This window comes from Arthrobacter sp. UYEF21, assembly GCF_040546085.1.
In the GTDB taxonomy this organism is placed as follows: domain Bacteria; phylum Actinomycetota; class Actinomycetes; order Actinomycetales; family Micrococcaceae; genus Arthrobacter.
In genome coordinates this window covers 340,562-352,474 of record NZ_JBEPNF010000001.1, presented here as the reverse complement: position 1 = coordinate 352,474, position 11,913 = coordinate 340,562, and the positions used below count along the sequence as shown (strand labels likewise).

Sequence of the window (11,913 nt, the reverse complement as noted above, 5' to 3'; positions counted from 1 at the left end):
GTGGGAATCTGCCTGGTTGACGGCAGGCGCCGTGCCCTTCCGGCCACGGCGCCTGCCAGGATATTACTCAACGCCCTTGCGGGCGCCCGGTACCGGGGTTAGTCCTTGCGGTCCCCGGACGCGCTGCCTACCGGCAGCACTCTTCGGGCAGCCACGCCCGCCACTGCCAGCAACATCACGATCAGGCCGGCTGCCCAGGGGGCAAGCACCGTGCCAGAAGGCGCAACGGCAGTCTGGACGTTGAACCCGGGGTTGTTGGCAACCACGACTCCTGCCCCGGCAGGCGGCCCGACCACGGCGCCAGTGGGAGTTTCAACCGGAGTCACCGGAGTCACCGGCGTCACCGGAGGAGTCTCCGGCGTCACCGGAGGCACCGGAGGAGTCTCCGGCGTCACTGGAGTCACCGGAGTCACCGGAGGAGTCTCCGGCGTCACTGGAGTCACCGGAGTTTCCACTGGTGTCTCCACAGGCTCCTCAGGAGTGACAACCTCAGGCGGGCAGGGAACGCAGCCGTTGTTGTAGGTCGCTTGCCCGTCCTCGTCCCAGTTTTGGCCTTCCCACTTGCTGTTCCCAGGAATGATGTCATCACCGTGCTGGGCATGCGCCTTCACGCCCTTAAAGTCAACCGTGATCTCCACATAAGGGTTGCTTTCCGAGCCGGTGGCGTGGCAGATCGTGACCTTGTGGCCGTCTTCGCCGTTTCCGTGGCCGTGGCCGTTTCCGTGGTCTTCGGGGACCGCGCAGCCGGCATTCCAGATGTCCAGCTTGTCCAAGTTCTGGCCCCAAGGAAGAACCTTCCCGTCGTTGGCCGGGATGATATCGTCCCCGTTCTGGTGGTCCAGGTGGGCTTTGAGCGCATGCAGGTCGATCGTCACCGACACGTAGGGGTTGCTTTCCGAGCCAGTGGCGTGGCAAATCGTGATCTTGTGATCAGCTTCTGCCTCGTCAGTTGCTGCAGCCGGAGCGGTGGCACCGAGTAATGCGAGGCCCGTAACGCCCAAGGCGGCAAGGATACGTTTCATTTCCGTCTCCATCCATTGTCTGGTCCAAACTGATCAGACGGGAGGAAAAACCGCGCCCCGATGCAAGAGCGAAAAAGGCAAACAGATTGCACCGGTGCGACGGTTCTCCCAGATGCGAATCATCAGTTTGCTAACCCGACAAGGCTATGCAGCGGCCACCGGCGCGTCTCCAGTACTCGATACCCACATTCCGGGACTGTCCGTACTGACATTGCCGGAACCGTACTCAGTCCGGCTACCAACGAGTAGCCGGCCGGGAAAATCCTAGGCCTCGGCAGGCCCCTCATACTTGGGAAACACGGGCGCGGGTGCGGGCAACGCCGTTCCGGCGACGATCGGCGTGGACAGCGCGGCGAACTGGCGTGCTTCGCCCTCGGGCTGGCCCAGGGTGTCCAGCAACGCTGCCGTGGCGGTGGGCATGACCGGCTGTGCCAGGATGGACACAATCCGCAACACTTCCAGGGTGACGTACAGGACGGTGTTCATGCGTTCGACGTCGGTCTTCCGCAGCACCCAGGGGGCCTGCTCAGCGAAGTATGCGTTCGTGTCCCCCAGCACACCCCAGATGGCTTCCAGCGCACGGCTGAACTCCTGCTTCTCGAAGGCAGCCCGCGCAGTGGCGAGGAGGCCGTTGGCCTGCGCCAGGATAGCTGCGTCTTCGGCGGTGAAGGCGGCAGGGACCGGGACCTTGCCTTCGCAGTTCTTCGCCACCATGGACAGCGAACGCTGCGCCAGGTTGCCGAAGTTGTTGGCCAGGTCCGAGTTCATCCGTCCGACAATGGCCTCGTGGTTGTAGCTGCCATCGGCGCCGAACGGGACCTCGCGGAGGAAGAAGAACCGCACCTGGTCCAGGCCGTACTGTGCCACGAAGTCCGCAGGGGCCACCACGTTGCCCAGGGATTTGGACATCTTCACGCCGTTGTTGTGGAGGAAGCCGTGGATCATAACCCGCTTGGGCAGTTCGATGCCGGCGCTCATCAGGAACGCGGGCCAGTAGATGGCGTGGAACCGGGAGATGTCCTTGCCGATGACGTGCACATCGGCTGGCCAGAACTTGCGGAACTGCTCCGACTCAACGTCCGGGTAGCCCACCCCCGTCAGGTAGTTGGTGAGTGCGTCGACCCAGACATACATCACGTGCTTGTCATTGCCGGGCACGGGAACGCCCCAGTCAAAGGTGGTGCGGCTGATGGACAGGTCCTCGAGGCCACGCCTGACGAAGCTGATGACTTCGTTGAACCGGGACTGCGGGGCGCCGAATTCGGGCTGTTCCTCGTACAGAGCCAGCAGACGGTCCTGGTAGGAGGACAGCCGGAAGAAGTAGCTCTCCTCCGCGGTCCACGTCACTTCGGTGTCCGTCTCCTTGGAGTAGCGCACGCCGTCGTCCTTGACCACGGTGTCGTCCTCCACGTAGAACGCCTCGTCCCTGACGGAGTACCAGCCCTCGTATTTGGACAGGTAAATGTCCCCGTTGGCTTCCATCTTCTTCCAGATGGCCTGGGACGCCGCGAAGTGGTCCGCGTCCGTGGTCCGGATGAAGCGGTCGAACGTGATGCCCAGCGCGGCGTGCGCAGCCTTGTACACCTCGGCGTTGCGGTCAACCAGTTCCTTGGGCGTAACGCCTTCCTTCTCCGCCGCCTGCGCAATCTTCATGCCGTGCTCATCCGTACCGGTCAGGAACATCACCTCATGCCCGTCAAGCCGCTTGAAGCGGGCCATGGCGTCGGTGGCAATGTACTCGTAGGCGTGACCAATGTGCGGCACGCCGTTCGGGTAGGTGATGGCCGTGGTGATGTAGAACGGGGTTTTCTCTGAAGCAGTCACGTGCGGACGGTACCTTCGGTGCGGAGGGGCGGGTTAGATAAGTTCGGTCAGGGTATCGCTCAGGCGGACCAGTTCGTGGTCGTGCGAAGCGACAAGAACCGCAATTCCATCCGAGGTGGTGTCCTTGAGGATGCTGATGATGCGGTTGGCGGAGGCCCTGTCAAGGCTGGCGGTGGGCTCATCCACCACCAGCACGCGGGTGCCCAGGATCAGTGCCCGGGCGATCGCCACACGCTGGCGTTCACCGCCGGAAAGCTGCGCGGGGCGGTGGCGCATGCGGCGGCCCAGGCCCACCAGGTCCAGGAGGTCCTTGGCCATGTCGCGGCGCTGGTCCACCTCGCCGTCTGGCACGGCGGGCAGGAGGACGTTCTCCAGGGCGCTCATGCCGTCAATCAGGGCGCCGCCCTGATCCACATAGCCGATCAGAGCCCGACGGCGGTCGGCGATTTCGTCGTCGCCCATGCTTTCGAGCGAATCGCCTTCCCAAAAGACGCGGCCCGACGTCGGCAGCGTCAGTCCGGCGCCGACGGTCAGGATGCTGGTCTTGCCCGAGCCACTTCGGCCGGCGACGCAGTGCATCTCTCCCGCGTGCAGGGCCAGGTCGAAGCCCTCCACCACGCTGACGGAGTCGGCACCGCTCTTACCACCGCCATAGCGAATGGTGATATCGCTCAGCTCCAGCGGGGTCCCGTGTTCCGCGGCCTTGACGATGGTGTTGGCACGGGTCTGCAGGGGCGTCTCAGCGGCGCCGGACCTCCGGCTCCGGTGAACATTCGCCTGGTTTGTCATTGGACTACTTTCGTTGCAATCGGTATCCAGCAAAGTACAGCCACGAGGCCGGCGACGCCGGCCCACAGCGCGGCATACGGGGCGAGGAGGAGCCCGATGCCCAGCGCGCCCAGGACGCCCAGTGGCAGGGCCACCGTTCCCACCAGCGCATTTTCGAAGAGGCGGACCTGGCGGAGCATGTCCGGGTTCCAGCCCATGGCTTCGAGGATGCCCAGGTACTGGCGTTTGGCGTTTAGCTCAAACCGGCCAGTGACCAGGGTCAGGACGAGTCCCACCGCGACCCCGGCGAGAGCCAGGAGCATGCTCGGCAGGGCTACGCTGGCCGCAGCCAACCCGCTGAGGGCACTGGCGCCCGCAGCCCGGGGAATGTCAATCAGCAGAGCCACCAGCCCGCCCACTGCTGCCCCGAACACGCCAACCGCGACGGCCAGGGAAACCGTGTTGAACTTGTTGGTGCTGAGCTGGCGGTTGGCGAAGGTCAGGGGTGAATCCACGGGGATCAGCCGGTCATCGTGCTGCGGTTCCTGGTCCACCTCGTCGCGGTGCCGCAACTGCTGGGCTGCAAAGAACGCCGCTGCCGCGTAGAGGGCCAGAACGGCGGCTGAGACGACAGCTGTAGTCAGGCTCCAGCTCACCAGGCTCAGGATGATCCCGGCCACAGCGAGCAGTGCCGCGCCGACGCCGAATTCCTCCAGCACCCACATGCGGATCCGCTGCTGGGTCCAGCCCATGGCGCGCAGGGTTCCGGCTTCGCGTTTACGTTTCCTGATGTAGCTGACGGTGGAAGCGCCGGTCAGCAGGGCAGCCCCGCACAGGGTGAGGAACAGCAGCGTGACATTGGTTCCGGTCAGTGAGCCTGTGACGGCGTCGGCCGCGTTCTGCCGGACCCAGGACTGCTGAACCGTACCCAGCGGAGATTCCTTGCCGGCGTCGTCCTTGGAGTAGCCGGGGACAAAGATGCTGGCGTCCTCGCGCGCTGAACCGGCCACGACGGTGGCTTCCAGGCCCATGTCACGGATCGCAGCGGCGAGCTTTTCGACGTCGGGCTGGGCTTCCTTCCAACTGCCGGGAGCCTTGGCCCGGACCCGGACGGCGTCGATCACGGCCGCGTTGTCCTTGTAGCCGCGGGCAGCGGCAAGGCCGTAGTAGTCGGTGATGGCGCCGGCCGACTGGCTTGCCAGTCCGGTGGCGCTGAGCGAGGGCTTGAGCTCCGTGGCGGCGGTGGCCTTGCCGTTGGCATCCTTGGTGAGGGTCAGCGGCGTCGGGTCGTAGCCACCCAGCGGGAGCCGGTTGACGTCGCCGGCGGCCGCTTTCACTGCCGCGGGGTCAAAAGTTCCGTAGACCATGGCCAGCGGAGCGGCGAGCTTCTGCCCTGTTGCCAGGTTCTCGCGGTAGGACCGTTCGTCCACGGGTTCACGCTGCGTCTGGTCCACGGGGGCTCCATTGGCGCCCTTCTCCGGCAACCGATTGACCGTGACCCAGTCCCCCGGAGTGGCGGATTTCTGGACTGCCCCGTTGGCAGCGGCGTCGCCGTCAACGTACTTCGGCGCGGCGGCAAAATCGGTGGTCCAGGTGGCCGGAGTGTAGAGGCCCTGGTTGAAATTGCCCTGGGCGCCCAGCAGCGATGAGTGGTCGGTGGAACCGGGCCAGGAAAGGGCGAAGGGGTCCTTGGAAACGAACGGCAGGTAATCCTTGTCCAGCGAGCGGGTTGCCGTCCCGACGTCCTTGACCACCTTGCCGGCGCCGTCGATCTCCTCGATCTTGACGTTGTACTTCAGGTCCAGGGACGTGCCGGAGCGCACGATCAGCGGGATGCCCTGGGAGTCGGCAGTCAGCTGTCCGCTGCGCTTGGCCTGCTGGTACTGGGTCATCAACGGGGCCCAGTACTTGAGCTTGACGCCCAGGAAGTCCGGGCCCTCTTCCAGCTGTTCCAGGCTGATGCCGTTAGTGAAGAGGCTCTCGAAGTGGCGGCCGATGGCGCCGGCGTTCCGGGCGCCGGCGGGCGGTGCTTTCTCCAGCGGAGCCAGGAAGTCGCCCGCGGAGCCCAGCAGTGCACGCTCGGCCACGGGGTCGACGGCGACGACGGACTCGGTCACCTCGGGTGAGAGGGGCAGGGACACCGAGAGGTTGAAGAGATTGTGTTCGGAGCCACCGGCCGGGGCGGGGAACTTGATTCCGTTCTCCCCTGCCGGTGGTGCGATCCGAATGCTGGTGCCGCCGACCGTTTTTTCCTCGACGAGTTTGGCCTTGCCCAGCGTGCCCTCCGCGGAGGACTTGAACAGGACCTGTTCGGAGACGCCGTCGGAACTCACTGCGCTGGCGGTGAGCCGGTATTTCTTTGGGGTGTCGCTGAGCACTGATTCGGCCGCGGGCCACTTGGCGGGGTCTGTGGCGCCTGCCGCCTTGTCAGTGGTGGCGGTGCCTGCGAGCCCTGCGTTATAGCCGAGGAAATCCATGGCATCGAGCCGGGGAGCTTCCAGGTTCTGCGTCACGCGTGACACCAGGCTGATGGGGGCTGCCACGGAGGTTTCGGACAGCTTCCGGATGGACGCCAGCTGGTCGAAGCTGATGCCGCCCCCGCCACTGGCGATCTCCGGCTGTATCAGCGCAGAGGACCCGGCCTTGGCCTGGACAAGGACGTCGTACAGCCCCCGCGAGTTCTCATCCACCGTCCGGTGAAGGGCTGCCTGGGACTGACTTTGGACGAGGACCGACAGGCACATTGCTGCGATCAAGATGGCCGCGGTCAGCAGTAGCACTTTGCTTCTGATGAACCTCTGGACGGCGTTCATTGGGCTCCCTGAAACCTGGATTGCGTGCGCACACCACGGTCCGCGGGCGGCGGACATCATGGAATTCCTCCGGGTGTGCAAAAAATATTGGCCGGTCTGCCGGCGCTGTCCTGAAACAGGACCTAGCCATTGTAGGCAGACCGACCAATCATACGTGGCGGGGTGAAGCCCCGGTCACGCGTTATTCATGGCGGTGAGGAACTCAGTCTTCGAGGTCCACTTCGCGGACCATGTCAGCGCCGATGCCGGCCTTGATGGCGTCAAGCACCTGCTGCGGCACGGACGTGTCGATGGTCAGCAGGGCAAGCACCTGGCCACCCTCAGCCTGGCGCGCCACCTGCATGCCGGCGATGTTGATGTTGTTCATGCCCAGGATGTGTCCGATGGTTCCGATCACGCCCGGCCGGTCGGCATAGGAGACCACCACGAGGTGCTCGCTGATGGGAATTTCCACCTCGTAGCCGTTGACACCCACCAGCTTCTGGATCTGCTTCGGGCCCGTGAGGGTACCGGCCACGGAGATCTGGGATCCGTCGCTGAGGGCACCGCGGAGCGTCAGGACGTTGCGGTACGATTCCGTGTCCGGCGTGGTGATCAAACGCACGTTGATGCCGCGCTGCTCCGCTATGACCGGGGCGTTGACGTAGGAAACCTGTTCGGTCACCACGTCGGCGAAAATGCCCTTCAGTGCCGCGAGTTCCAGGACCTTGACGTCAAGGGCAGCGATTTCGCCGGCCACCTCCACATCGACCTGGGTCAGGGAAGCGTGCGTCAGCGCGGTGAAGATCCGGCCCAGCTTCTCGATCAGGGGAATGCCCGGCCGGACATCCGGGGCGATGACGCCGCCGGCGACGTTGACGGCGTCAGGCACAAGCTCTCCTGCCAGTGCGAGGCGTACAGACTTGGCAACCGAGACGCCTGCCTTCTCTTGGGCCTCGTCGGTGGAGGCACCCAGGTGCGGGGTGACTACTACGTTGTCGAGGGCAAAAAACGGCAGGTCCGTGCTGGGCTCCTTGACGAACACGTCGACGGCGGCCCCGGCGATCTGGCGGTCCTCCAGGGCCGCGTACAGCGCTTTCTCATCCACGAGGCCGCCGCGTGCGACATTGACCACATAGGCGGTGGACTTCATCTTGGTGAAGGCGTCTGAGCCCAGCATGCCCACGGTCTCCGGCGTCTTGGGCATGTGGATGGTGACGAAGTCCGACTGGCTCAGCAACTCGTCCAGGGTGACGAGCTTGACGCCCAACTGGGCGGCGCGGGCTGAGGTGATGTACGGGTCATAGGCGAGGATCTCGGTGTCAAAGCCCTGCAGGCGGGCAGCTACCAGCGCGCCTATACGGCCCAGGCCGACGATGCCGATCTTCTTCTCGAACAGTTCGATGCCTGTGTACTTGGAGCGCTTCCACTCGCCGTTTTTCAGTGCGGCGCTGGCCTGCGGGATGTGGCGGGCCAGGCTCAGGATGTGGCCGACCGTTAGTTCTGCGGCAGAGATGATGTTCGACGTAGGGGCGTTGACCACCATCACACCGGCCTGGGTGGCGGCCTTGATGTCCACGTTGTCCAGTCCGACGCCTGCACGGGCAATGACTTTGAGGCTCTTCGCCGCGGCGATTGCTTCGGCATCGACCTGCGTGGCAGAACGTACCAGGATGGCGTCCACATCCACGATGGCCGAAAGAAGCTGGGAGCGGTCTGAGCCGTCAGTCTGGCGGATTTCGAAGTCCGGGCCCAGAGCCTCTATCGTGGCGGGCGAAAGTTCTTCGGCGAGCAGTACTACGGGTTTTGACACGGGCGATCCTCTGCGTTGCAGTCCTTTGGGATGTAACAAGTCTAGGCGGACGGAAGGCCGGGCCCACATTATTAAGTGAACCCGGCCTCAGTTGGCACCGGTTGGGGCGCCGGCAGAGCAGCCTTAGCGGGCTGCAGAACCCTCTACGTAGTCCGCATCCTGCTGCTGCCAGGCGAACAGGGAGCGCAGTTCGCGGCCAACGCCCTCGATGGGGTGCTTTTCAGCCTTGGCGCGGAGTTCCTTGAACTCGACGCCGCCGTTGTCCTGGTCGTCGATGAAGCGCTTGGCGAAGGCACCGCTCTGGATATCCGCGAGGACCGCCTTCATGTTTTCCTTCACCTCGGGGGTAATGACGCGCGGGCCGGAGACGTAGTCGCCGTACTCGGCCGTGTCGGAGACACTCCAGCGCTGCTTGGCGATGCCGCCCTCCCACATGAGGTCAACGATGAGCTTGAGCTCGTGGAGCACCTCGAAGTAGGCGATCTGCGGCTGGTAGCCGGCTTCGGTCAGGGTTTCGAAGCCGTACTGGACCAGCTGGGACACGCCGCCGCACAGGACGGACTGCTCGCCGAAGAGGTCGGTTTCGGTCTCTTCGGTGAAGGTGGTCTTGATGACGCCCGCACGGGTGCCACCAATGGCCTTGGCGTAGGACTTGGCCAGGTCCCAGGCGGAACCGGTGGCGTCCTGCTCCACGGCGATGATGTCCGGGATGCCACGGCCTGCTTCGAATTCGCGGCGGACGGTGTGGCCCGGAGCCTTCGGCGCGATCAGGATCACGTCAACGCCTTCAGGCGCCTCGATGTAGCCGAAGCGGATGTTGAAGCCGTGGGCGAAGGCGAGGGCCTTGCCGGCGGTCAGCTTGTCCTTGATGGAGTCGTTATAGATGGCACGCTGGTGCTGGTCCGGAGCCAGGATCATGATGACGTCGGCCCATTCGGCGGCGTCGGCAACAGTCTTGACCGTGAAGCCGGCGTCCTGGGCCTTGGCGATCGAGGACGAGCCTTCCTTGAGGGCGATGACAACCTCAACGCCGGAGTCGCGCAGGTTCAGAGCGTGGGCGTGACCCTGTGAGCCATAGCCGACGATTGCGACTTTGCGGCCCTGGATGATGGTCAGATCGGCGTCGTCGTCGTAAAACATTTCAGTCACTTGCGTAACTCCTTTTGAGTGGATTTTCTGGTGTAGCTAGTCTGTGGTGCTGCGGTACTGCACGGGCGTTGCGCCGCAGGGGGCCGGAGCCCGCCCGCGTATTAAGCGCTGCGCAATGCCCTGTCACTCATGGAGCGGGATCCCCGTCCAACGGCCAGGGTGCCGGACTGCACAATTTCGCGGATGCCGAAGGGTTCAAGCACTGACAGCAGTGCCGTGATTTTTTCGGGGTGGCCTGTTGCTTCAATGACCACGGAGTCTGTGGAGACGTCAACCACTGAAGCTCGGAACAGGTCTGCAGCCTGGGTCACCTGCAGACGAGTTGCGGCATCCGCACGTACCTTGACCAGGATGTGGTCTCGCTGTACGGAAGATTCGGGGGTGAGCTCAACTATCTTGATCACGTTGACCAGTTTATTGAGCTGCTTGGTGACCTGTTCAATGAGCTCACCATCGGCGTCGACGACGACGGTCATCCGGGACATGCCCGGGACTTCCGTCGGGCCGACGGCCAGGGAATTGATGTTGAAGGCGCGGCGGGCGAACAGGCTCGCGACGCGCGTCAGTACACCGGGCTTGTCTTCAACCAGAACGGACAGTGTGTGGCGGGTCATGATCAGTCCTCCTCTTCCCATTCGGGGGTCATGTTTCGGGCAAACTGGATCTGGTCGTTGCTCACGCCGGCGGGCACCATCGGCCACACCATGGAGTCGGGGCTCACCACAAAATCGATGACCACGGGGCGGTCATTAATCTCGAGGGCCTTCTTGATGGTCGCATCAATGTCCTCGTCACGTTCGCACCGGAACGATGCACAGCCGTACGCGTCCGCCAGCTTGACGAAGTCCGGGATACGGACGGTTTCGTGTCCGGTGTTCAGGTCCGTGTTGGAGTAGCGGCTCTCATAGAAGAGGGTCTGCCACTGGCGGACCATGCCCAGCGAGGAGTTGTTGATGATGGCAACCTTGATGGGAATCTTGTTTATGGCACAGGTGGCCAGTTCCTGGTTAGTCATCTGGAAGCAGCCGTCGCCGTCAATCGCCCAGACCACTCGGTCCGGGTCCCCCACTTTGGCACCCATGGCAGCCGGTACTGCATAGCCCATGGTGCCGGCACCGCCGGAGTTCAGCCAGGCATGCGGGCGCTCGTACTTGATGAACTGCGCGGCCCACATCTGGTGCTGGCCCACGCCGGCAACATAGATGCCTTCGGGGCCGGTAAGTGCGCCGATACGCTCGATGACGCGCTGCGGGGCGCTGAGGCCATCCTCCGGTTCGGTCCAGCCCAGCGGGTAGGTTTCCTTGAGGTTGTTAAGGAACGCCCACCACGTGGTGAGGTCCGGCGTGCCGGCGGACTCGAACTGTGAGCGGACGGCCTCTGTCAGCTCGGGGATGATCTCCTTGACGGATCCAACGATCGGGACGTCGGCAGCACGGTTCTTGGAGATTTCGGCGGGATCAATATCCGCGTGGATCACCTTGGCGTGCGGCGCAAAGGACTTCAGGATTCCCGTGACGCGGTCATCGAACCGTGCCCCCAGCGTGATCAGGAGGTCGGACTGCTGCAACGCGGTCACGGCCGAAACCGTACCGTGCATGCCCGGCATGCCGACGTGCTGCGGATGGGAGTCCGGAAAGACTCCGCGGGCCATCAACGTGGTGACAACGGGGGCGCCGGTCAGTTCGGCCAACTCCCGCAGTTCAGCAGAGGCGTGGGCTTTCACCACACCGCCGCCCACATACAGGACGGGTTTGCTGGCAGCAGCGATCAGCTTGGCTGCTTCCCGGACCTGTTTGTTGTGTCCCCGGGTCACCGGGCGGTAGCCGGGGAGGTCGATCTTCGGCGGCCAGGAGAACGTCATTTTGCCCTGCTGGGCATCCTTGGCCACGTCCACCAGCACCGGACCGGGACGACCGGTGGAGGCCAGGTGGAACGCTTCGGCCATGACGTGCGGGATGTCATTGGCGTCCGTCACCAGGAAGGAGTGCTTGGTGATCGGCATGGTGATGCCAACAATGTCGGCTTCCTGGAATGCGTCGGTGCCGATCACGCCGCTGGATACCTGGCCGGTGATGGCCACCACGGGTACGGAGTCCATGTGGGCGTCCATGATGGCGGTAACGAGGTTGGTGGCACCGGGGCCGGAGGTGGCGATACAGACGCCCACCCGGCCGGTAACCATGGCATAGCCTTGCGCGGCGTGGCCGGCTCCCTGTTCGTGACGGACCAGGACGTGGTTCATTCTGGAGGCCATCAAGGGGTCATAGGTAGGCAGGATCGCGCCACCGGGCAAACCAAAAATATCGTCGACGCCGAGTTCTTCGAGCGAGCGGACAATAGCTTCTGAGCCGGTCATCACCGTTGGGGGTACAACGTTGTTCGGCCCAAGGACAGGAGAGACAGCAGCAAGATCAGTGACGACGGCGGCATGGTCAGCCGTTCGGTCGGCACGTTCCGAAGCCTTGGGGGCTCCAGCGGACTTGGTAGCCATCAGCGAGGGGCTGATGGGCGATCCTTTGCTCATCGGACTCTTCCTTGTGGATCA

General features: G+C 64.0%; 8 protein-coding genes. All 8 read right to left on the bottom strand.

Going from position 1 to position 11,913, the window contains the following annotated elements:
* Positions 1-98: 98 nt before the first annotated feature.
* The gene (locus tag ABIB27_RS01610; RefSeq protein WP_354214127.1) at positions 99-1,022 is read right to left on the bottom strand and encodes a hypothetical protein; all 924 of its coding nucleotides are present in this window, start codon (positions 1,020-1,022) and stop codon (positions 99-101) included.
* Positions 1,023-1,286: 264 nt separating this feature from the next.
* A complete protein-coding gene (gene metG, locus ABIB27_RS01605; protein ID WP_354214125.1) occupies positions 1,287-2,846 on the bottom strand; it encodes a methionine--tRNA ligase in 1,560 nt (519 codons plus the stop codon).
* 33 nt (positions 2,847-2,879) lie between these two features.
* Complete coding sequence (locus ABIB27_RS01600; RefSeq protein ID WP_354214124.1) at positions 2,880-3,635, bottom strand: ABC transporter ATP-binding protein; 756 nt, start codon at positions 3,633-3,635, stop codon at positions 2,880-2,882.
* Complete coding sequence (locus tag ABIB27_RS01595; RefSeq protein ID WP_354214122.1) at positions 3,632-6,427, bottom strand: ABC transporter permease; 2,796 nt, start codon at positions 6,425-6,427, stop codon at positions 3,632-3,634. The genes ABIB27_RS01600 and ABIB27_RS01595 overlap by 4 nt, the downstream gene beginning before the upstream one ends.
* A 202-nt stretch (positions 6,428-6,629) precedes the next feature.
* Entirely contained in the window at positions 6,630-8,219 is a 1,590-nt protein-coding gene (gene serA, locus ABIB27_RS01590) for a phosphoglycerate dehydrogenase (RefSeq protein WP_354214120.1), read from the bottom strand.
* A gap of 123 nt (positions 8,220-8,342) precedes the next feature.
* On the bottom strand, positions 8,343-9,368 hold the full coding sequence (gene ilvC / locus ABIB27_RS01585) for a ketol-acid reductoisomerase (RefSeq protein WP_354214118.1): 1,026 nt from the start codon (positions 9,366-9,368) through the stop codon (positions 8,343-8,345).
* Positions 9,369-9,469: 101 nt separating this feature from the next.
* On the bottom strand, positions 9,470-9,982 hold the full coding sequence (gene ilvN, locus ABIB27_RS01580) for an acetolactate synthase small subunit (RefSeq protein ID WP_354253402.1): 513 nt from the start codon (positions 9,980-9,982) through the stop codon (positions 9,470-9,472).
* A 2-nt stretch (positions 9,983-9,984) separates the two neighbouring features.
* A complete protein-coding gene (locus ABIB27_RS01575; RefSeq protein WP_354214114.1) occupies positions 9,985-11,892 on the bottom strand; it encodes an acetolactate synthase large subunit in 1,908 nt (635 codons plus the stop codon).
* Positions 11,893-11,913 lie beyond the last annotated feature (21 nt).

What these genes read in the sequence shown, in the direction of transcription:
- ilvN (WP_354253402.1), bottom strand. Translation starts at nt 9,982, where the DNA reads ATGACCCGCCACACACTGTCCGTTCTGGTTGAAGACAAGCCCGGTGTA.
- ABIB27_RS01595 (WP_354214122.1), bottom strand. Translation starts at nt 6,427, where the DNA reads ATGAACGCCGTCCAGAGGTTCATCAGAAGCAAAGTGCTACTGCTGACC.
- ABIB27_RS01575 (WP_354214114.1), bottom strand. Translation starts at nt 11,892, where the DNA reads ATGAGCAAAGGATCGCCCATCAGCCCCTCGCTGATGGCTACCAAGTCC.
- ABIB27_RS01600 (WP_354214124.1), bottom strand. Translation starts at nt 3,635, where the DNA reads ATGACAAACCAGGCGAATGTTCACCGGAGCCGGAGGTCCGGCGCCGCT.
- ABIB27_RS01610 (WP_354214127.1), bottom strand. Translation starts at nt 1,022, where the DNA reads ATGAAACGTATCCTTGCCGCCTTGGGCGTTACGGGCCTCGCATTACTC.